21 protein-coding genes are annotated in these 19,989 nt (G+C 65.5%); 11 read left to right on the top strand and 10 right to left on the bottom strand.

Annotation, left to right across the window (positions count from 1 at the left end; translation table 11 throughout):
* Nucleotides 1-177: 177 nt before the first annotated feature.
* Nucleotides 178-1,128, top strand: a complete 951-nt coding sequence (locus JCM7686_RS16705) for a LysR family transcriptional regulator (RefSeq protein WP_020951974.1) — start codon at nt 178-180, stop codon at nt 1,126-1,128.
* A 4-nt stretch (nt 1,129-1,132) separates the two neighbouring features.
* Here JCM7686_RS16705 and JCM7686_RS16700 read toward each other — a convergent pair whose 3' ends face one another.
* Nucleotides 1,133-1,450, bottom strand: coding sequence for a GNAT family N-acetyltransferase (locus tag JCM7686_RS16700; RefSeq protein ID WP_020951973.1), 318 nt, complete (start codon nt 1,448-1,450; stop codon nt 1,133-1,135).
* 101 nt (nt 1,451-1,551) lie between these two features.
* On the bottom strand, nt 1,552-2,115 hold the full coding sequence (efp, locus tag JCM7686_RS16695) for an elongation factor P (RefSeq protein WP_020951972.1): 564 nt from the start codon (nt 2,113-2,115) through the stop codon (nt 1,552-1,554).
* Between the two features lie 352 nt (nt 2,116-2,467).
* On the opposite strand from efp, the gene JCM7686_RS16690 reads away from it, so the two are divergent.
* Nucleotides 2,468-2,788, top strand: a complete 321-nt coding sequence (locus tag JCM7686_RS16690) for a DUF6280 family protein (protein ID WP_020951971.1) — start codon at nt 2,468-2,470, stop codon at nt 2,786-2,788.
* 66 nt (nt 2,789-2,854) lie between these two features.
* Here JCM7686_RS16690 and JCM7686_RS16685 read toward each other — a convergent pair whose 3' ends face one another.
* Nucleotides 2,855-3,577 carry an LrgB family protein gene (locus JCM7686_RS16685; protein ID WP_020951970.1) on the bottom strand — a complete coding sequence of 241 codons (723 nt, stop codon included), beginning with the start codon at nt 3,575-3,577 and terminating at the stop codon, nt 2,855-2,857.
* On the bottom strand, nt 3,574-3,936 hold the full coding sequence (locus tag JCM7686_RS16680; RefSeq protein ID WP_020951969.1) for a CidA/LrgA family protein: 363 nt from the start codon (nt 3,934-3,936) through the stop codon (nt 3,574-3,576). Before JCM7686_RS16680 ends, JCM7686_RS16685 begins: the two co-directional genes overlap by 4 nt.
* Before the next feature lie 152 nt (nt 3,937-4,088).
* Between JCM7686_RS16680 and JCM7686_RS16675 the strand changes: the two genes are divergently transcribed.
* The 4 genes from JCM7686_RS16675 to JCM7686_RS16660 all read left to right on the top strand — a co-directional run bounded on the left by JCM7686_RS16675 (nt 4,089) and on the right by JCM7686_RS16660 (nt 10,074).
* The gene (locus tag JCM7686_RS16675) at nt 4,089-7,544 is read left to right on the top strand and encodes a chromosome segregation SMC family protein (RefSeq protein WP_041528047.1); all 3,456 of its coding nucleotides are present in this window, start codon (nt 4,089-4,091) and stop codon (nt 7,542-7,544) included.
* An 83-nt stretch (nt 7,545-7,627) separates the two neighbouring features.
* On the top strand, nt 7,628-8,086 hold the full coding sequence (locus JCM7686_RS16670) for a RidA family protein (protein WP_020951967.1): 459 nt from the start codon (nt 7,628-7,630) through the stop codon (nt 8,084-8,086).
* Nucleotides 8,083-8,838 (top strand): glycerophosphodiester phosphodiesterase family protein, encoded by a 756-nt coding sequence (locus JCM7686_RS16665; RefSeq protein ID WP_020951966.1) that lies wholly within the window; start codon nt 8,083-8,085, stop codon nt 8,836-8,838. Before JCM7686_RS16670 ends, JCM7686_RS16665 begins: the two co-directional genes overlap by 4 nt.
* A 105-nt stretch (nt 8,839-8,943) precedes the next feature.
* Entirely contained in the window at nt 8,944-10,074 is a 1,131-nt protein-coding gene (locus JCM7686_RS16660; RefSeq protein WP_020951965.1) for a GNAT family N-acetyltransferase, read from the top strand.
* On the opposite strand, the gene JCM7686_RS16655 is transcribed toward JCM7686_RS16660, so the two are convergent.
* Nucleotides 10,075-10,908 carry a TIGR02186 family protein gene (locus JCM7686_RS16655; RefSeq protein ID WP_020951964.1) on the bottom strand — a complete coding sequence of 278 codons (834 nt, stop codon included), beginning with the start codon at nt 10,906-10,908 and terminating at the stop codon, nt 10,075-10,077.
* Entirely contained in the window at nt 10,905-11,825 is a 921-nt protein-coding gene (locus tag JCM7686_RS16650) for a sulfite exporter TauE/SafE family protein (protein ID WP_020951963.1), read from the bottom strand. The genes JCM7686_RS16655 and JCM7686_RS16650 overlap by 4 nt, the downstream gene beginning before the upstream one ends.
* Before the next feature lie 180 nt (nt 11,826-12,005).
* On the opposite strand from JCM7686_RS16650, the gene surE reads away from it, so the two are divergent.
* From surE to JCM7686_RS16635, 3 genes are read left to right on the top strand one after another with little or no spacing between them, the layout of a single operon-like run.
* Nucleotides 12,006-12,800, top strand: a complete 795-nt coding sequence (gene surE, locus JCM7686_RS16645) for a 5'/3'-nucleotidase SurE (RefSeq protein ID WP_020951962.1) — start codon at nt 12,006-12,008, stop codon at nt 12,798-12,800.
* Nucleotides 12,797-13,447 (top strand): protein-L-isoaspartate(D-aspartate) O-methyltransferase, encoded by a 651-nt coding sequence (locus JCM7686_RS16640; protein WP_020951961.1) that lies wholly within the window; start codon nt 12,797-12,799, stop codon nt 13,445-13,447. The genes surE and JCM7686_RS16640 overlap by 4 nt, the downstream gene beginning before the upstream one ends.
* Nucleotides 13,448-13,480: 33 nt before the next feature.
* Nucleotides 13,481-14,683 (top strand): M23 family metallopeptidase, encoded by a 1,203-nt coding sequence (locus JCM7686_RS16635; RefSeq protein WP_020951960.1) that lies wholly within the window; start codon nt 13,481-13,483, stop codon nt 14,681-14,683.
* Nucleotides 14,684-14,737: 54 nt separating this feature from the next.
* Here JCM7686_RS16635 and JCM7686_RS16630 read toward each other — a convergent pair whose 3' ends face one another.
* The 3 genes from JCM7686_RS16630 to JCM7686_RS16620 are packed head-to-tail and all read right to left on the bottom strand — an operon-like array spanning nt 14,738 to nt 17,737.
* Nucleotides 14,738-15,604 carry a hypothetical protein gene (locus tag JCM7686_RS16630; protein ID WP_020951959.1) on the bottom strand — a complete coding sequence of 289 codons (867 nt, stop codon included), beginning with the start codon at nt 15,602-15,604 and terminating at the stop codon, nt 14,738-14,740.
* Between the two features lie 41 nt (nt 15,605-15,645).
* Nucleotides 15,646-17,061 carry a TolC family outer membrane protein gene (locus tag JCM7686_RS16625; protein WP_041527429.1) on the bottom strand — a complete coding sequence of 472 codons (1,416 nt, stop codon included), beginning with the start codon at nt 17,059-17,061 and terminating at the stop codon, nt 15,646-15,648.
* 22 nt (nt 17,062-17,083) lie between these two features.
* On the bottom strand, nt 17,084-17,737 hold the full coding sequence (locus JCM7686_RS16620) for a protein-L-isoaspartate O-methyltransferase family protein (protein WP_041527428.1): 654 nt from the start codon (nt 17,735-17,737) through the stop codon (nt 17,084-17,086).
* A gap of 146 nt (nt 17,738-17,883) precedes the next feature.
* Between JCM7686_RS16620 and JCM7686_RS16615 the strand changes: the two genes are divergently transcribed.
* Nucleotides 17,884-18,597, top strand: coding sequence for a fumarylacetoacetate hydrolase family protein (locus JCM7686_RS16615; protein ID WP_020951956.1), 714 nt, complete (start codon nt 17,884-17,886; stop codon nt 18,595-18,597).
* A 3-nt stretch (nt 18,598-18,600) separates the two neighbouring features.
* Here JCM7686_RS16615 and JCM7686_RS16610 read toward each other — a convergent pair whose 3' ends face one another.
* On the bottom strand, nt 18,601-19,020 hold the full coding sequence (locus JCM7686_RS16610; RefSeq protein WP_020951955.1) for a PaaI family thioesterase: 420 nt from the start codon (nt 19,018-19,020) through the stop codon (nt 18,601-18,603).
* A gap of 111 nt (nt 19,021-19,131) precedes the next feature.
* Here JCM7686_RS16610 and JCM7686_RS16605 point away from each other — a divergent pair, with 111 nt between their 5' ends.
* Complete coding sequence (locus JCM7686_RS16605; protein WP_020951954.1) at nt 19,132-19,971, top strand: aldo/keto reductase; 840 nt, start codon at nt 19,132-19,134, stop codon at nt 19,969-19,971.
* The last annotated feature ends 18 nt before the right edge of the window (nt 19,972-19,989 follow it).

The raw sequence follows: 19,989 nt of genomic DNA, 5'->3' as shown, positions 1-19,989 counted from the left end.
ACGTGCAGATGCCTCTCCCCCTGATTGCGCAGCCGTGCCGCGCAAGCGGTCCCAGCCGCTTGCAGAAAGGCTAGAGGGGAGGAGATATGACCGTCAATTGCAGTTTTCGCGGGATGGTATACTGTTTTTGGTATATCGACTGTCATACGCTAACAGAACCCCAGCGGAGGCTGAAAAATGAAGCGTGAACTCGGCGAGGAACTGGTCTCTCGCGGGATCAAATTGAAGCAGCTCTCTCTGCTTTTGGCGGTCGAGGACACCGGCCAGATGAGCCGCGCGGCAGCGATTCTCAATATGACTCAGCCCGGCGCGTCGCGGATGATGGCGGATCTTGAAAGCATCGTGGCGGCGCGTCTGACGCAGCGTCATCCCCGCGGCATCACCCTGACCCCGGCCGGAGAGCGGCTGGCCGAGCGGGCGCGCCACCTCATGCGCAACCTCGATATTGCCGCGCGCGAGGTGCGCGACATCGACCGCGGCCATATCGGCTCGGTCCATCTCGGTTCGGTCTCGGGACCGTCGCTGGATCTGGTGCTGCCGATCGTGCAAAGCCTGCGCAGCAGCGAGCCCGATCTCGGCATCAATGTCACCGTCGATTCAAGCGACCGGCTGGTGGCTGAGTTGCTGTCGGGGCGGCTGGATTTCTGCATCGGTCGCGTGCCCGAAACCGTCGATCCGGCGCTTTTCGAGGTCACGCCCATCGGCTCCGAGCCTTTGGCGCTGATCGTGCGCGAGGGCCATCCGCTGGCACTGACGCCGCCCAAGGGGCTGGCCGATTGTCTGGGCTATGACTGGATCATGCAGCCGCCGGGCGGGCTTTTGCGCACCACGGTCGAGCAGTTCCTGCTGGCCCATGGCCTGCCAATGCCCGCGCGGGTGATCGGGACCAGCTCGCTGATGCTGACGCTGGCCTTCGTCACGCGCTCGGATGCGGTCGGCACGATGTCGACGGCAGCGGCGGGCTTTTTTGCCGAGGCCGAGGGGGTGCGGGCGCCGATCCGGCTGTTGCCGGTGGCGCCCGATCTTGCGGTCTCGTCCTATGGGATCATTACGCTGAAGGACCGCGCGCCGACCCCGGCGGCCACCGTGATGCTGAACCAATTGCGCGCCGCTTTGGCGCGCAGCTGAGGCCTTACAACACGGCGCGCAGATCCGCCCAATCGGCATGGCGGTCGAATTGCGCGCGCACATAGGGGCATTGCGGGACGATCTTGAGCCCATGGGCGCGGGCATCGGCGATCAGCCGTGCGACCAGAGCCGAGGCGATATTGCGGCCGCGCATCGAGGTCGGCACGAATGTATGGTCGGCCACGATCACACCGGGCGCGGCATCATGCCAGCTCAGCTCGGCCTCATCGGCCAGATCGGGCAGGCGCAGAACGTAGCGTCCGCCTCCGGTCAGCTTTTCCTTGTGGATCGGAAGATCGGTCGGGGTGGGAGATTCGGTCATGGCCTGCTCCTGAAACGATGCGGGATTCCGCATGAGATAGGTGCTTGCGGCAAAAGGAAAAGGCCCGGCAGCGCGCCGGGCCTTTCCAGAAGGGCCGAGGCTCAGGCGCGCTCGGAATATTCGAAGAGCTCGGTGTTCACGACGACCTTTTCATCGGTGCCGACGAAAGGCGGGATCATGATGCGCACGCCATTGTCGAGGATCGCCGGTTTGAAGCTTTTCGCGGCGGTCTGGCCGTTCAGGACCGGCTCGGTCTCGACGATGGTGCAGATGACCTTTTGCGGGATGCGGACCATCAGGGCCTCATCGCCGTAATATTGCACGGTCGCGGTCATGCCGTCTTGCAGGAAGGGACGACGGTCGCCGAGCAGCTCGGAATCGAGCTCGACCTGCTCGAAGGTTTCATTGTCCATGAACACGAGCTTGCCGTCGGTTTCATAAAGAAACTGCTGGTCTTTGGTTTCCAGCGTGACGTTCTCGACTTTGTCTTCCGAGCGGAAGCGCTCATTGAGCTTGCGGCCGTCGCGCAGGTTCTTCAGCTCGACCTGAGCGAAGGCGCCGCCTTTACCCGGTTTGACGTGGTTAACCTTGACCGCAGCCCAAAGGCCGCCGTCATGTTCCAGAACCGCACCAGGCTTGATTTCATTGCCATTGATCTTGGGCATTTGGAGAGCCTTGAAAAGATGTGATATTTTTTGACGGCACAGGCGAATCCGGCCGTATCGCCCGCAGCTATAACTTTTGTCTGGACCGCAGGCAACCGAATCGCAATTCAGGCGTTGTCAAGGGTCGCCGCGGCAAAAACTCCGTCACAATTCCGTAGTAATAGGGCGCTAATGCCCTAAATTGGCCGGGGTTGCGTGGGGTGCATGGCGGTCATGCGGGCAGGGACATACCGAATCACTTCGGTTAGGGATATTCCCCCCGGTACCGCCCCAAAGGCTAGGAAAAAATTCTGGGCAAACTCATTTGCCCACATCCGGCTTACTTTGCCGGCAATGAACAAGGATGATCGAGATGCGCGACTTCGTTGATGGTTCGGCTTTCAACTTCGAACAGGGCCAGCGCGCCCGCAAGCTTTTTGCCGCAGTGGTTCTTGCCGCGCTCGACGACGCTATCGCCGATGACAAGAAATATGGCAATGGTCCCGACCAGATCGCCCGTTGGGCGCGGTCGCGCGACGGCCGTGAAGTGCTGTCTTGCGCGGGCATCGACCCGAACGAGCGCGTGGTGAAGGGCCTGATGGAATTCGTGGCCAAGGGCGTGCGCACCTCGGTCGCGCTTTCGCGCGAGGAAAGCGAGCGTCGCCACGCCGCCGAAGAAGCCGAAGCCGCTTAAGGCTTCGCGCAACCAATGGCATTGCCGGGCCGTCCTTCGGGGCGGCCTTTTTTGTTGGTTAGTTGGTTACTGGAAGAGATGCAGGACCAGCGGCGCGATGATCGCGGTCAGCACCGCGTTCAACCCCATGCCCATACCGGCAAAGGCGCCCGCGGTCTGGTTGACCTGAAAGGCCCGCGCCGTGCCGATGCCATGGGCGGCGACGCCGACCGAAAAGCCGCGCGCGCGCCAGTCCCGGATCCCCAGCAGATTGAGCAGCGGCGTCACCACGATCGCGCCGACGATCCCGGTCAGGATGACCAGCACCGCCGTGACCGTCGGCTCGCCGCCAAGGCTTTCCGAGATGCCGATCGCGACCGGGGCTGTCGTCGATTTCGGCGCAAGCGAGGCCATCATCACCGGGCCAAGCTCGAAATATTGCGCGATGAGCAGCACCGAGACCACCGCCGTCAGCGATCCCGCGACCAGCGCCGCCAGAAGCGGCAGAACCGCGTGTTTCAGCCGGCTCAGGTTGTCGTAAAGCGGCAGGCCCAGACAGACCGTCGCCGGGCCGAGCATGAAATGGACGAATTGCGCGCCCTCGAAATAGGTTTTGTAATCGGTGCCGGTCACGCCCAGCACCACCGCCAGAATGGCGACCGCGATCATCACCGGATTGGCGATGCTGCGGCGCGAGGCCGCGCGAAAGATCGCGTCTCCGATGCAATAGGCGATCAGCGTCGCCGTCAGCCACAACAGCGGCCCCTGCGTCAGATAGGACCAGAGCAGCACCGCGTTATCGAGCTTCATTCGGGCGGCTCCTCGCTTTGGCCGGTCAGCTTCGCGACCCAGGTGAACACGAGCGCGCCCGCCGCAATCGCCAGCACCGTCGAGACGACCAGCGCGACGCCAAGCGCGAAGGCATGGTCGCGAAACTGCCCAAGATGGGCGACAATGCCGACGCCCGCAGGCACGAAGAACAGCGACAGATTGGCCAGAAGCCCCGAGGCGGCGGGACGCAGGAACTCGATCAGCCGGGGCCGCAGCACGCCCGCCACGACCAGCAAAACCAGCCCGATCACCGGCCCGGGCAGCGTCAGGCCCAGCCCGCGCGAGATGGTTTCGCCAAGCAGCTGAAAGCACAGGATGAGGGCGAGCGCGGGGATCATGGCCCCTCATACCATTGGCGCGAGCTTCTGTTGATCCCTCAAATCTTGTGGCGCGCTGCAACGTGCCGCCCAGATTTAGCGGGATTGGTTGACCTCGGGCGCGGTTTTCCAGAAAATCCGCCGACCCGTCACCCGATTCTGTGGATAGTTTTTTGCGCTTCGACCGCCTTCGCCTCAATGGCTTCAAAAGCTTCGTGGACCCGACCGATCTGGTCATCCAGGAAGGGCTCACCGGCGTCGTCGGACCCAATGGCTGTGGCAAGTCCAATCTGCTCGAAGCTTTGCGTTGGGTCATGGGCGAAAACCGCCCGACCGCCATGCGCGGCGACGGGATGGAGGATGTGATTTTCGCGGGCACGACCCGGCGCGGCGCGCGCGCCCATGCCGAGGTCACGCTGACCATCGACAACCGCGACCACCTTGCGCCAGCTTCGGTGAATGAAGCCGATATGCTCGACATTTCGCGCCGAATCACCCGCGACGCGGGTTCGGCCTACCGCATCAACGGCAAGGAAGTGCGGGCGCGGGATGTCCAGATGCTCTTCGCCGATGCCTCGACCGGCGCGCATTCGCCCGCTTTGGTGCGTCAGGGCCAGATTTCCGAGCTGATCAACGCCAAACCCAAGGCGCGGCGGCGGATCCTTGAGGAAGCGGCGGGGATCTCGGGGCTTTATCAGCGCCGCCATGAGGCCGAGCTGAAGCTCAATGCCGCCGAGCAGAACCTGACCCGCGTCGATGACACGCTCGACCAACTGACGTCGCAAGCGGCCTCGCTGGCGCGTCAGGCGCGCGCGGCGGCGAAATATCGCGAGATCGGCGCGGCTTTGCGCCGGGCCGAGGGCGTGCTGCTCTATCTGCGCTGGTCCGAGGCGGATCAGGGCCGCGCCGCAGCCGCCACTGCGCTGCAGGAGGCGATCAAATCCGCCGCCAGCCTCGAGGCTGCCGCCCGTCGCGCCATCGAAGCGCGCGAAGAGGCCGAGACCGTGCTGCCGCCCTTGCGCGAAGAGGAGCAGATCGCGGCGGCGGTGCTCTCGCGCGCCACGGTCGAGCGCGAGGCCTTGGACGAGGTCGAGGCCCGCGCCTATCAGGCGATCGAGACGCTTTCGGCCCGGATCGCCCAGCTGCAACGCGACATCGACCGCGAAACCGCGCTCAACCGCGATGCGGGCGAGATGGTCGAGCGGCTGGAATGGGAACGCAACGGCATCGCCAAGGCCGCCGAGGGCCATGACGACCGCGTCGACAATGCTTTGTCCGCCGCCGAAGAGGCCGCCGAGGCCCTGCGCGAGGTCGAGCTGAAACTGGGCGAACTCACCGACGAATCCGCTCGGCTGGCGGCGCGTCACCAATCGGCGGAGCGGCTGGCGGGCGATCTGCGCGCGATGCAGGACCGCGCCCAGAAAGCCGCCGGGCTGGCTGAAGAGGCCGCCGTCAAGGCCGCAGGTACCGGGCAAGAGGCCGCTGCCGCTTTGGCCGGTGCCGAAGAGGCGCAAAGCCTCGCGCGGGAGGCCGCCGAGGGCGCCGAAGAGGCGTTGATCGAGGCCGAGGCCACCCGCGCTGAATTCGAGATCCGCGAAAGCGCCGCCCGCGCGGCCCGCGCCGAGGCCGAGGGCGAGGCTTCGGCTTTGGCCTCGGAAATGGCGGCGCTGAAGCGGTTGGTCGAGCGCGGCGAGACCGGCGGACGCGCGATCCTCGATGCGGTGCGCGTGGCCAAGGGCTATGAGGCGGCCTTCGGCGCGGCTCTGGGCGATGATCTGAAAGCGGGGCTCGCCGAGGACGGCGGCTCGGGCTGGCATCTTCTGCCGGGTTACGGCAACGATCATCCGCTGCCCGCAGGCGCGCGCCCGCTTGGCCCCCATGTCACTGGCCCCGAGGCTTTGGCGCGGCGTCTGTCTCAGGTCGGGCTGGTCGCGGATGCGGCGGCAGGGGCCGCGATGCAAGGCGCGATGAAGCCCGGTCAGCGGCTGGTCACGCCCGCGGGCGATCTCTTCCGTTGGGACGGGATGCGGGTCATGGCGGGAGAGGCCTCGTCCAGCGCTGCGCTGCATCTCGAAAAGGTCAACCAACTGGCCGAGATCACCGGTCAGGCCGAAGAGGCGCGCGCGCGCGCCGAGGATGCGGCCAGCCAACATCTTGAAACGAAAGCGGAACTCGACAGCGCCACCACCGCAGAAAAGCGCGCCCGCGATCAGCGTCGTGAGGCCGAGCGTGCGCTTTCCGAGGCGGCGCGGGCGGCGACGCGCAGCGAATCCGAGCTGTCTTTGGCCAACAGCCGCGCCGAATCCGCGCGCGCCGAGCTTGCCCGTCACCGCGCGGATGCCGAAGATGCGGCGCTGCGGCTGATGCAGGCCGAGCGCGCTTTGGCGGAGCTCCCCGATCGCGGTGCGGCGGCGGCGGCGGTCGAATATGCCCGCACCGGCGTCGAGGCGGCGCGGATCGCGACCATGACCCGGCGCTCGGCTTTGGACGAGCTGCGCCGCGAGGGCACGGCGCGGTTGAAGCGTCTGCAAGAGATCAGCAAGGAGGAATCGGGCTGGCGGCTGCGGCTCGATCAGGCCGGGGGGCGCGCCGCCGAGCTCTCTGAACGGCGCGAGGAAACGCTGGAAGAGCTCGAAGAGGCCAAGGCCCAGCCCGATCTTCTGGCCGAGCGCCGCGTGGTGCTGATTGCCGCCGAGAAAGCCGCAGAGGACCGCCTGCAGCGCGCGCGCGCGGCTTTGTCCGGGGCCGATACTGCCGTCCGCCTGAAGGCCGAGGCTGAGCGCGAGGCGGAACGCGCCGCCTCTGAGGCGCGCGAGACCCGCGCCGCCCGTGAAGCTCGCGCCGAGGCCGCGACCGAAACCGAGGCCGCCGCCCGCGCGCGCATCCTTGAAGAAACCGAGGGCTCGCCCGAGGCGCTTTTGACCGCGCTTGGCGCCGATCCCGCCGAGATGCCCGAGGCCGACCGGCTGGAAGTCGAGATCGGGCGCTTGCGCCAGCAGCGCGACGGGCTGGGCTCGGTCAACCTGCGCGCCGATGACGATAAGCGTGAGCTGGAAACCGAGCGCGACCGGCTTGCGGGCGAAAAGAACGATCTCACCGAGGCGATCCGCAAGCTGCGCGCCGGGATCGGCAGTTTGAACCGCGAAGGGCGCGAGCGTCTGCTGGCCGCCTTCGACACGGTCAACGCCAATTTCGCGACGCTGTTCACCCATCTCTTCGGCGGGGGCGAGGCGCGTCTGGTGCTGGTCGAATCCGACGATCCGCTGGAGGCGGGGCTTGAAATCATGTGCCAGCCGCCGGGCAAGAAGCTGGCGACGCTTAGCCTTCTGTCGGGCGGTGAGCAGACGCTGACCGCGCTGGCGCTGATCTTCGCGGTCTTTCTGGCCAATCCCGCGCCGATCTGCGTTTTGGACGAGGTCGATGCGCCGCTGGACGATGCCAATGTCGGCCGGTTCTGTGATCTCATGGATGAAATGCGGCGCCGCACCGACACCCGCTTCCTTGTGATCACGCACCATGCGGTGACGATGGCCCGGATGGACCGGCTCTTTGGCGTGACCATGGTCGAGCAGGGCGTCAGCCAGCTTGTCAGCGTCGATCTCAAGCGCGCCGAGGCGCTGGTCGCCTGAGGTCGGCGTCTCATTCCGCTTGCACAGGACCCTGCGGGACGCGAGAATTCGCAGGAATCGGAACCTTGAACAAGGGACAGGCCATGAGCATAGACAGCAAACTCGCGGAACTCGGGATCACGCTTCCCGCAGCACCGGCTCCGGCCGCCAATTATGTGCCCTATGTTCAGACGGGAAATTTGCTGTTCGTCTCGGGTCAAATCAGCTCGGATGCCGGTGGGCTGATCACCGGGCGGCTGGGCGCGGATATGGCTGCCGAAGCTGGTGCCGAGGCGGCACGGGCCTGCGGGCTGGCGCTGCTGGCACAGGCGCGTGCGGCGCTTGGCTCGCTTGACCGGGTGGCGCAGGTGGTGAAGCTGACGGGCTTCGTCAATTCGACCCCGGAATTCACCGACCAGCCCGAGGTCATCAACGGTTGCTCGGATCTGATGGTCGAGGTCTTCGGCGACAGGGGCCGTCATGCCCGCGCCGCCGTGTCCGCGCCCGCGCTGCCGCGCGGCGTTGCCGTCGAAATCGAAGCTGTGTTCGAGGTGGCGCGATGACAGTCCTTCCGCGTGAGCTTCTGACCATGCCCGTCGCCCATCGCGGCTTGCACAGCCCGGGCGTTCCGGAAAACAGCCTTGCCTCGTTTCGCGCGGCGATCGCGGCGGGCTATGCGATCGAATGCGACATCCAGCACACTGCCGAGGGCACGCCGATCGTCTTTCACGATTACGACCTCAGCCGGATGTGCGGCGATGAGGCCTTCGTCGCCGATTGCGCGCTGGAAGAATTAAGCGAATTCCGTCTGTTGCGCACCGATGAGGCGATCCCGACGCTGGCGCAGATGCTCAAGGAAGTCGCGGGTCGTGTGCCTTTGCTCATCGAGATCAAGGATCAGGACGGCCGTCTCGGGCCGAATATCGGCGATCTTCAGGACCGGGTGGCCGAGCAGCTCAAGGCCTATAGCGGGCCGGTGGCGGTGATGTCCTTCAACCCCGAAACCGTCGCGGCCTTCCACCGCGCCGCGCCGGACATTCCGGTCGGCCTGACCACCTGCGCCTATGACGCCGATGAATGGCCGATGCTTGATGCCGAAGAGCGCGCCGCTTTGGCCACGATCAAGGATTACGTGCGCTCGGGCTCGTGCTTCATCTCGCATGATCGCGTTGATCTGGACAATCCGGCGGTCGCGGCGCTGAAAGCGCAGGGCGTGCCGGTGCTGTGCTGGACGATCCGCTCGGCCGAGCAGGAGGCGCTGGCGCGCAAGACTGCCGATAATATCACCTTCGAGAGCTATCACCCGGCGACATGACCCCAAAGCGGGCCGTCGGGTGGACCGGCGGCTCTGTCTTCACGGCGGCGCGATAAGCCCCGAATGGGGCCTTGCGCCCGCGCGCCGAAGACCTAGCTTCTCACTATGGCCGAACTTACCGTCTCTGTCCTCAGCTCGATCTCCGGGATCACCGCCGCCGAATGGGATGGCTGTGGTGATGGCGGCAATCCCTTCACCTCCCATCGCTTTCTCGCGGCGCTTGAAGCATCCGGCTCGGTCGGCGAGCGCAATGGCTGGTATGCGAGCCATCTGGTCGCGCGGCTGGACGAGGTCGTGGTTGGCGTCGCGCCTTGCTATCTCAAGACGAATTCGCAGGGCGAATATATCTTCGATCATGGCTGGGCCGAGGCGTGGCAGCGCGCGGGCGGCGAGTATTACCCCAAGCTGCAAGCGGCGGTGCCCTTCACGCCGGTCACCGGCCCGCGCCTGATCGCGCGCGATCCGCAGGTGCAGGGCGCGCTCTTGCAGGCCATGGCGCAGGTCACAGCGCAATCGGGCTTTTCCAGCGCCCATATCACCTTCTGCACCGAGGCCGAGGCAGAGTTGGGCGCGGCAGTGGGCTTTCTGCCGCGCATCTCGCAGCAATATCACTGGCTGAACGACGGTTATGCCAGCTTTGACGATTTCCTCGCGGCGCTGTCCTCGCGCAAGCGCAAGAACATCCGCAAAGAGCGTGAGCGTGCGCAGGCCTTTGGCGGCGAGATCCGGGTGCTCTCGGGCGCCGAGATCGAACCCGCGCATTGGGAGGCCTTCTGGCGCTTTTATCAGGACACCGGCTCGCGCAAATGGGGTCGTCCCTATCTGACGCGGGCGTTTTTCGACCAGATCCACCAGACGATGCGCGACGATGTCGTGCTGGTTCTGGCGCTCCGCGAGGGTCAGGCGATTGCGGGCGCGCTGAACTTCATCGGCGCGGATGCGCTTTACGGGCGCTATTGGGGCTGCGTCGAAGAGGTGCCCTTCCTGCATTTCGAGCTTTGCTATTATCAGGCGATCGACTGGGCGATTGCGCATGGCAAGGCGCGGGTCGAGGCGGGCGCGCAGGGCGAACACAAGCTCGCGCGCGGCTATTTGCCCAAGCAGACCCATTCGATCCATTGGATCGCCGATGCCGGTTTCCGCCGCGCGGTTGCCGAATATCTGGAACGCGAGCGGGACGCGGTCTGCGATGAAATCGAAGAGCTCGGCGATTGGAGCCCCTTCCGGCGCGACTGACTATTTCCGCCGCAGGGCGCGGAACGCCACCGAAGCCGCCCAGCCCGCCGCAATTGCAATCGCCAGCGACATCAGCCCGTAAAGGAAGGGCTGCGCCATCGCGAGATGGTAAAGCCAGCGCTCGAGCCCGACTTTGCGCACCTCGATCGGGGCGCGATAGGTGTCGATGACCTCGCCGTTGCGCAACAGGAAAATGCGGGTCGAATAATCGCCCTCGATCAGATTGGCGGGCATTTTCACATCGGCGCGGAAGAGGGTCTGCTCGACCACGGTGACCGCGCCCTCGTCCAACCGGTAGGCATCGCTTTCCTCGCGCAGCCGCACCAGCGCCTCGGTGAAGGGCACGGTATCAGAGACCGTGATCGGCCCGGCAAAGGCGCGGATCGCGCGCGGGATCGAGATGCGGTAGCTCGCGTCCTGCTCGGGCGTCAGGATCTTGTCGAGCGGGCCGGTGGTGGCGACGACGTAAAAGCCGGGTGCCGCACCGATCCGAACGCTCTCGGTGTTGATCCACAGGCCGAGATGGCGCTCTTTCTTGCGGATGGTCAGCGATTGCGCGGGGCCCTCGACGGTGACGATGACATCGAGCGGCGGGCCGAAGGGGATCGGCGTCTCGCGCTTGATCGCGCCGTAAATGATGATGTCCGACCCGTCGAAATTGGTCGTGATATTGACATCCTTATGGGACAGGCCCGCGACGACCTGCTCGGCCGGGCGCGGCGGGCGTGCCGCCGGGCTAAGCGCGGGATCGCTGTGGTTCGGATAGCTTTCCTGCGCCAGCGCGGGCAGGGCAGAGCCGAGAAGCAAGGCGAGGCAGAAAGCGCGCAGCGTCATCCGATCAGCCCCGGCGTGATCGAGTAAAGATCGGTCGGCGTCATAAAGAGATCGAGCGCCAGCTTGCCGCAGACCGCCAGCACCAAGAGCGCCATCAGGATGCGCAACTGCTCGGCGCGCAGCTTCGCGCCCAGATTGGCGCCGATCTGCGCCCCCACCACGCCGCCGACGATCAGCAGCACCGCGAGCATGATATCGACCGTATTCGAATAGATCGCATGCATCAGCGTCGTATAGGCCGACAGAAAGGTGATCTGAAAGAGCGAGGTTCCGATGACGACTTTCGTTGGCATCCCAAGCAGATAGATCATCGCGGGCACCATGATGAATCCGCCGCCGACCCCCATGATCGCGCCCAACACGCCGACCGCGGCGCCGACCAGCAAAGGCGGGATGACGCTGATATAAAGGCCCGAGGCGCGGAATTTCATCTTGCCGGGCCAGCGATGGACCCAGCCGTGTTGGTGGCGCTTCTTGCGCAGGACCGGCCCGGCGCGCGAGGCGCGGATCGCGCTGAGGCTCTCCTTGAACATCAGCGTGCCGATCAGGCCGAGAAAGACGACATAGCACAGCTGGACGACCAGATCGACCTGACCGAGCCGGGCGAGGAAGTTGAAGATCATCACCCCGATCGACGAGCCGACCAGACCGCCCGCTAACAGCACCCAGCCCATGCGGAAATCAACCGTCTTGCGCTTGAGATGCGCGAGCACGCCGGAAAAGGACGAGGCCACGACCTGATTGGCCCCGGTCGCCACCGCAATCGCGGGCGGGATGCCGATGAAGAACAACAGCGGCGTGATCAGAAAGCCGCCGCCGACCCCGAAAAGGCCGCTCATCACGCCGACGATTCCCCCCAAGCCCACCAATGTCAGCGAATTGACGACGACCTCAGCAATGGGAAGGTAGATCTGCATGTTTTGTCCGGAAGAAGCGCTCGGCGGGATACTGCCTGCGTGCTCTCGCGGCGTCAAATGAACAGAGTGTCACAATAGAGCGGATTTGTTGACAACTGAGAGTTTTCCTTTGTCTTGTCGCCGACTCGCCTGCCGGTTAATCATGGCAGGGGCGGCGCGACGCAGGGGACGGACGACAACATGCGGATTCTCATCACCAATGACGACGGCATCAATGCTCCGGGCCTTGAGGCGCTGACAGCAATCGCCCGTGAGGTGGCCGGTCCCGAAGGCGAGGTCTGGACCGTCGCCCCGGCCTTCGAGCAATCCGGCGTCGGTCACGCGATCAGCTATACCCATCCGACCATGATCGCCGAGCTTGGCCCGCGCCGCTTTGCCGCCGAGGGCAGCCCGGCCGATTGTGTGCTGGCGGCGCTTTACCATGTGCTCAAGGATTGCCCGCCCGATCTCGTGCTGTCGGGGGTGAACCGGGGCAACAACTCGGGTGAGAATGCCGTTTATTCCGGCACGATCGGCGCCGCGATGGAGGCCGCGCTGCAAGGCGTCCCGGCAATGGCTTTGTCGCAATATATGGGCAAGGGCAACAACGGCCTTGCCGATCCGTTCGAGGCCGCGCGCATGCATGCCCCCGCGATCATTCGCCAACTGCTCGATCACGGCGCCTGGGGCGCGGATGACGCCTATCGGCTGTTTTACAACGTGAATTTCCCGGCCTGCCCGGCCAGCGAGGTCAAGGGCACGCGCGCGGCGGCTCAGGGGCGGCGGCATGGCTCGAATTTCAGCGTCGCGCCGGCAGCCTCGCCAAGCGGGCGGCAGTTTCTCTGGGCCGTCGGCGGCTCGCAGACGGTTGCCGCGACCGAGGGCAGCGATGTCGATCTCAACCTGCAGGGCTATGTCTCGGTCACGCCGATGCGCGCCGATCTGACCTGCCATGACAGCCTTCGGGACCTGCGCGGAGTGTTTGACCAGGGATGACCGATCCGGACGATCTCCCCGAGCGCAAGATGCGCTTTCTCTTCCACCTGCGCTCGCGCGGGGTGACCGATCCGCGCGTTCTTGCGGCGATGGAGCGGATTGACCGTGGCGTTTTCGTGCGCGGCCATTTCGAGGACCGTGCCTATGAGGACACGCCGCTGCCGATCCCCTGCGGCCAGACCATCAGCCAGCCCTCGGTGGTCGGGCTGATGACGCAGGCGCTTGAGGTCGGCGACCGCGACAAGGTGCTCGAAGTGGGGACGGGCTCGGGCTATCAGGCCGCGATCCTCGCGCTTCTGTGCCGCCGGGTCTATACCGTTGATCGCCACCGCCGTCTGGTGGTCGAGGCCGAAGAGATTTTCCGCCAGCTCGATCTATCGAATATCACGACGCGGGTCGCGGATGGCTCTTACGGGCTGCCCGAGCAAGCGCCCTTTGATCGCATTATTGTCACCGCCGCCGCCGAGGACCCGCCGGGGCCGCTCTTGGCGCAGCTCAAGATCGGCGGTATCATGGTCGTGCCGGTCGGGCAGTCGGATGCCGTGCAGACCCTGATCCGCGTGCGCCGGACCGAAACTGGCTTTGATTACGATGAGTTGCGGCAGGTGCGTTTCGTACCGCTGGTCGAGGGGTTGGGACAGACATGACCCCCACAGGAATGAGCACACAAGGACGGGTGTATGACAGGCTTTAAATTCTGGGCTTTGGCCTCGGCCACGACGCTGGCGCTGGCCTCTTGCGGTCCGAACGGCGAATATAACGGCCCGACCCTCAGCAATTTCGACCCCGATTTCCGCTCTGGCGGGCTGAACACCATCGGCGCGGCCGCGGCGGCTGCCCCGCGTCCCGAGCCCGACCAGCGCGGCGTGATCTCTTACCCGGGCTATCAGGTCGCGATCGCGCGGCAGGGCGATACGGTCGGCACCATCGCCGCGCGGCTGGGGCTGAGCGCGGGCTCGCTTGCGCAATATAACGCGCTCGATCCGAATGTGGTGCTGAACAATGGCGCGGTGGTGGCGCTGCCGACCCGTGTGGCGGAAAGCACCGGCCCGCGCGGTGGCGTCATCTCGACGACCGGGCAGGTTACCGATCCCTTCGCCGGGCAGGCGAGCGGCCGCCCGACCGCGTCGAGCGATGAGGGCGTGACCTCGAAAACGCTCGCGCCCGCAGGCACCAAACCCGCGACCCCGGTTTCGGCCCAGACCGGCGCCCAGCCCAAGCAGCATATCGTCGCTGCGGGCGAGACCGCCTGGTCAGTGGCGCGCAAATATAATGTCACGGTCAATGATCTGGCCAAATGGAACGGGCTCTCGGGCGATATGTCGCTGCGTACTGGTCAGCATCTGCTGATCCCGGTCGCGGGCGCTGCTGCCCCGAAAAGCGCGGTTGCCACGGTGACGGCGCCCGGCGCGGGCAGCCCGACGCCCGCTCCGCCGTCCTCGACCGAGCCTTTGCCCAAAGAAAAAACGGTGCCGAACTCGACCCCGGTTGCGGTGCCACAAAACAATATGGGTGCCTCGCGCACGGCGGCTTCGGGCAATGGACGTTTCCGGATGCCGGTCAACGGTGCCATCGCCCGGACCTATGCCAAGGGCAAGAACGACGGGATCGACATTTCGGCGGCGCCGGGATCGACTGTCAGCGCGGCTGGCGCGGGCACGGTCGCCGCGATCACCCGCGATGTCGACAATGTCCCGATCATCGTGGTGCGTCACGACGGCAATTTGATGACCGTCTATGCCGGGCTCGACAATGTCAGCGTCTCGAAAGGCGAGAAGGTCAGCGCGGGCACGCCCTTGGGCAAGGCCCGCAATCAGGGCATCGTCCATTTCGAGGTCCGCAACGGCTTTGAAAGCGTCGATCCCGAGAAATATCTGAACTGAGCGCAAAGGCTCGGAACAGCGAGACGGGCGGACCGGCAAGGTCCGCCCTTTTGTTTAGCGCAGGCCGCCCATGCGGCGCAGCGCCAGCTCGATCTCTGAGCGGATGACGCGGCGCAGGTTGCGGCTGAATTGGCCGCCGAGCTCGCCCTGAAGCTCGTCGCGGATGGCCTCGCGGATCAGGCCACGCAGAAGCTCTTCATGCGGGTTCTCATCCTCGGGCATGAGGAAAAGGTGGAAGTCCTCGCTCTCGCCCTCCCCCTCGGCCAGAGCGGCAGGGGGCGGCGGGGCTACTGCGAGCGGATGCTCACGGGTCGGGCTTTCTGCGGGAACGTGAGCCGTCAGCGCGGGCTCAGCGGGCGGCGTCTCGGCTGCGTCCGGATGTGCCGCGATCTCTGCGGCGGAGGGCGGGGTTTCGGCGCGAAGCGGGCGTCCCGCAAAGGCCGGCGCATGGGCCGTCAAAGGCGCAGGGGCATCCGTTTGCGCTGCGATCGCCTCGGCATTAACGGCGGCGAGCTGGGGCTGGGGCGCGATCACGGGCGCTTGGTGCAGCTCGCGCGGGGAGCCGCCCTCATTCAGCACAACCGGGCCGCCGGTTGCTTGTGCGGCGAAGACCCGGTCCTCTGCCGCGGGGCGCATCCGCGGCATCGAGAGCGTCGGCTGCCGGAAAGGCGGGCGCGCAGGCGGGACCAGATCGGGATGGCCGAGCACCAGCGGCGGTTCATGTTCGCTGGCCGAAGGCGTGGGATGGGCGCTGCGCCGTTCTTCGGCTTGTTGAAGCGCGACTTGGCGCAGGCGCTGTCCGGGATCGCTGCTGGCCCGATTGGCCTCATCTTGAGCGATCAGGCGGCGGATCGAGGCGAGAACGTCACCGATGTTTTCCGAGGTTTCGGCGGGATGTGCCTGAGGTGCCGGTTCAGCCATGGCGGGCACCCCGCCAGGCTGAAGCCGGTTCGAAGCTGGTCTTATTCAGACTTGCCGATGGCGCGCAGCACGCGATCAAGGCTTTTGCCCTGCGTGCTGGTGTAGGGCGCGTTACGCACCGCATTGTAATAGGCCGATGGGTCATAGGTCGGGATCCCGAGCTTCAGGTTTTCTACCGTCAGCAAACCCATAGAGGACAAAAGTTGATAATATGCTAATTGCAGATCAACCTCGGCCGAAATCATGTTGGCGCGGGCGACGAGCAGGCTTTGCTCTGCATCGAGCACATCCAGCGTCGTCCGTGCGCCAAGCGTCGCTTCCTCGCGCACGCCGTCATAGGCCTGTTGCGCCGCCGCGATCTGTTCCGAAATCGCTTTGATCTGCGCGCGGGCCACGTCGATCCGCGACCAGGAGGTGCCGACCGACTGGTTGACCTGACGCGAGGTGTTCAGAAGCTGTGCCCGAGCCGAATCGCGCTGCGCCATGGCTTTGCGATGCGCGGCGGACAGCGCGCCGCCCGAATAGATCGTCTGCGACATGTCGATCGAGGCAACGCCGACATCGGTCGTCTGCGAGCGATCGGTTGCTGAGGTATGGGTGCGCGAGCTGGTCACCCCGACCGAGCCGGTGATCGTCGGGTTGCGCTGTGCCGCGGCCCCCGAGACGCCAAGCTCGGCGGCGGCGGTGAGGTGCTGGGCCTGTGCAATCCCCGGATGGGTCTTTTGCGCAACCATCCGCGCCTGATCAAGCGAGGGCGGCAGTTTCGGCGGTTTCGGCGGGGCCGCGAGGTTTTTCGGCATATGGCCGGTCACGGTTTGATAGGTCTCGCGCGCGACTTCCAGATTGCCCTGCGCGGCGGCCAGCGAGGCGCGCGCGGCGGCGACGGCGGCATCGGCCTGCGACACGTCGGTCAGCGTGATCTCACCGACCTCGTAGCGGTCCTTGGCGGCGCGCTCTTCTTGCGACAGCACGCGGACCGAGTTTTCTTGCAGATCGACCTGCTCCATCGCGCTGCGCACGTTCAGATAGGCCTGAACCGCCGACAAGAGCACGTCCTGCTCGACGCCGACCAGTGCCGAGCGGGTCGCGAGCACGTTTTCCTTCGCCGCGTCGATGGCAAATTGCGAGCGACCGAAATCATAGAGCGTGATCTGGGCCTGCAGTGCCAGCGAGGTCTGGCGGGTGTTGATGTAGAAGCCGTTCTGCGTGGTATCGCCGCGCTGGAAGCTTTGCTTGAGGATCCACTGCACCACCGGACGCAGCGCCGAGATCGCGGTTGCGACATCTTCATCGGCAGCCCGCAGAACGGCGCGGTTTTGATCGAGCAGAGCCGAGTGGCGATAGGCGTCGACCATGGTGTCGGCCAGCGTTTCTGCAGCAGCCGGGGCGGCCAGCGCACCTGCGAGAAGGGCAGCAAAAAGCGGCCGACGCAGGGTCTTGAGAGTTTTTGCGATCATCTCCGGGCCTTTCTGTTCACGATCAAAGCGCGAAGCTCGGGGTGCGATTGAAGCCGGGAAGGACCGGCGCGAAGGCATTGAAGGCGTAGCGCCAGTTGATCCGGCCATCGAGCTTGTGCCCGATCCGGGCGATGCCCAGCTGATTCTCGACGAAAACCGCAGCGATCCGTCCACCTTCACGCAGCTGCTCGGCCACGGCGTCGGGAAGCGTCTCGATCGCGCCGCCGATCAGGATGGCGTCATAAGGCGCCTGTCCCGGCCAGCCCGCGGCCATGTCGCCCTGCGTGACGGCGACATTGAAAATTTCGGCATCGGTCAGGCGCGCTTGCGCGGCACTGGCCATGTCGGGGTCCTGCTCGACCGCGACCACGCCTTCGGCGATGCGGGCGATCACAGCCGAGGCATAGCCATAACCACAGCCCAGATGCAGAACGAAATCGCTGGTCTGGATGTCCAGAGATTCCAGAAGGCGGCCGAGGGTGCGGGGCTCTAGTTCGACCCGTCCGTGACCGAGAGGAATGTTCTCTCCGGTATAGGCGACATCGCGGAGGGCGTCGGGAACGAACTCCTCGCGCGGGACGTTCAGCATCGCCTCGATCACGGGATAGCTGGTCACGTCATTCGGCCGGACCTGAGTGTCGACCATCATAGTGCGGCGCTGCGCGAAATCGGTCATCGTCGAAGCCTGCTCTTGATTGCTTTTGATCTCTATTGCCACGAAACTCCCGGCTCGGCAACGGCAGCGAGCAGGTGAAATTCGTTAGCCTTTGCTGGTATTGCTGGCCTCCGCTTGCCTGCGGAGGCTTTCGTCAGGAGGCAGAAATGACTGAAATGCTCTTTCCCCCGGCCGCGCCGAAATCCATTGCGGTCCATGATGAGGCGGGGCGCTATCCGGTCAACCGCATTTTCTGCGTCGGACGCAACTATGCCGCCCATGCCGCAGAGATGGGCAATGAGGTCGATCGCGAGGCGCCGTTCTACTTCCTCAAGGGACCCCATGCGGTGCAAGAAAGCGGCACGGTTCTGCCCTATCCGCCGGGGACCGCAGACTTCCATTACGAGCTTGAACTGGTCGTCGCCATCGGCGCTCCGGCCTTCCGGATTGGGGCCGATCAGGTGGAAAACGTGGTCTTTGGCTATGGTTTGGGCCTTGATATGACCCGCCGCGACCTTCAGGCGCGGTCCAAGGACAAGCGCCAGCCTTGGGATACGGGCAAGGATGTCGAGGGCTCGGCGGTGCTTGGCCCGCTGACCCGGCGCGCGGCTTTCGGGGCGGTGGCAGCGCAGCGGATCCATCTGGCGCTGAACGGGCAGATCCGTCAGGACGCGCATCTTTCGGACATGGTTTGGAGCGTGGCCGAGATCATTGCCGACCTGTCGCGGCTTTATCATCTCGCGCCGGGCGACCTCATCATGACGGGCACGCCCGCGGGCGTGGGCGCGGTGACGGCGGGCGACCGGCTTGAGGGCGGGATCGACGGGCTCGGCGGGATTACGCTGACGATCGGCCGCGCCGAAGAGGGATCGGCCGCGTAACGATCAGCCGTCTTTCCACTCCAGCACGAGCTGGGTCTGCGTGACGACGGCAGCGAGCTTGCCGTCGCCGCGTGTGATCGAGGTCTGCCAGACCATCATCGTGCGGCCCTTGTGCAGCGCGATGGCGGTTGCGCGTGCGGTGTCGCCGATGCGGATCGGGCGCAGGAAGTTGGTCTTGCTTTCGACCGTGGTCGTCGACATCCCTTCGGCGAGGTTCATCATTGTCGCGGTGCCGCCGACATTATCGGCAAAGCTCATGATCGCCCCGCCATGCAGCACGCCATTGCGGTTGCTCAGATCGACCGTCACTGGCAGCTCGGCCACGACCTCGTCGGGGCTGGCCGAGATCACCTTGAGCCCAAGCAGATGGGCAAAGGGCGGCTGATCCATCGCAACGGCTTCCCGGCGCTCGTCTTCGTTCATCGCGGCCTCCTTGGCATCTTGGGTCCCAGACTTGCCACGCGCGAGGGCCTTCTTCAATCGCCGAGACTCTGGGCGCTTGCGCGGTGGCACCGGGCAGGGCAGGATCGGGGAATGATGCGCAATGTGACATTCCCTTCGGGCGATATCGTTCCGGCTCTCGGGCAGGGCACCTGGAAAATGGCCGAGCTTCCGGCGCGACGCGCGGTCGAGATCGCGGCGCTGCGCCACGGGATCGAGCGGGGCCTGACCCTGATCGACACCGCTGAAATGTATGCCGATGGCGGTGCTGAAGAGCTGGTCGCCGAAGCCATCGCTGGTCAGCGCGACAAGGTCTATCTCGTCTCGAAAGCCTATCCGTGGAACGCCTCGGCCACGGGGCTCGCCCGCGCCTGCGAGGCCAGCCTGCGCCGGCTCGGGACCGACCGGCTGGATCTCTACTTGCTGCATTGGCGCGGCGAGGTGCCCTTGGCCGAGACCGTCGCCGCGATGGAAAAGCTCTGCGCGCGCGGGCTGATCCGCAATTGGGGCGTCAGCAATCTCGACGAAGAGGATATGGAGGATCTGATTGCGGCGGGCGGCACGCGCTGCGCGGCCAATCAGGTGCTTTACAATCTCACCCGGCGCGGGCCCGAATTCGATCTGCTGCCCTGGCTGGAGGGCCGAGGCATCCCGCTGATGGCCTATAGCCCGATCGAGCAGGGTCGGCTGGCCGCCCATCGCGAATTGGCGGATCTGGCGGCGGGGCTGGAGCTCTCGCCCGCGCAGCTCGCGCTCGCCTGGGTGCTGAACCGCCCGGGCACCGTGGCGATTCCCAAGGCCGCCAGCCTTGCCCATGTCGAGGCGAATGTCGCAGCCGCAGGGCTTGATCTGACCTTGCACGAAGAGGTGGCGCTGGCGCTCGACCGGCTTTTCCCCGAACCGACCCGCCGCGTGCCGCTGGAGATGATCTGACCCGGGGGCACCCTTAGG

It is taken from the genome of Paracoccus aminophilus JCM 7686 (assembly GCF_000444995.1).
Taxonomy (GTDB): Bacteria; Pseudomonadota; Alphaproteobacteria; order Rhodobacterales; family Rhodobacteraceae; genus Paracoccus; species Paracoccus aminophilus.
Note: the sequence above shows the minus strand (reverse complement) of the source record. Positions and strands in the feature narration are given on the sequence as shown.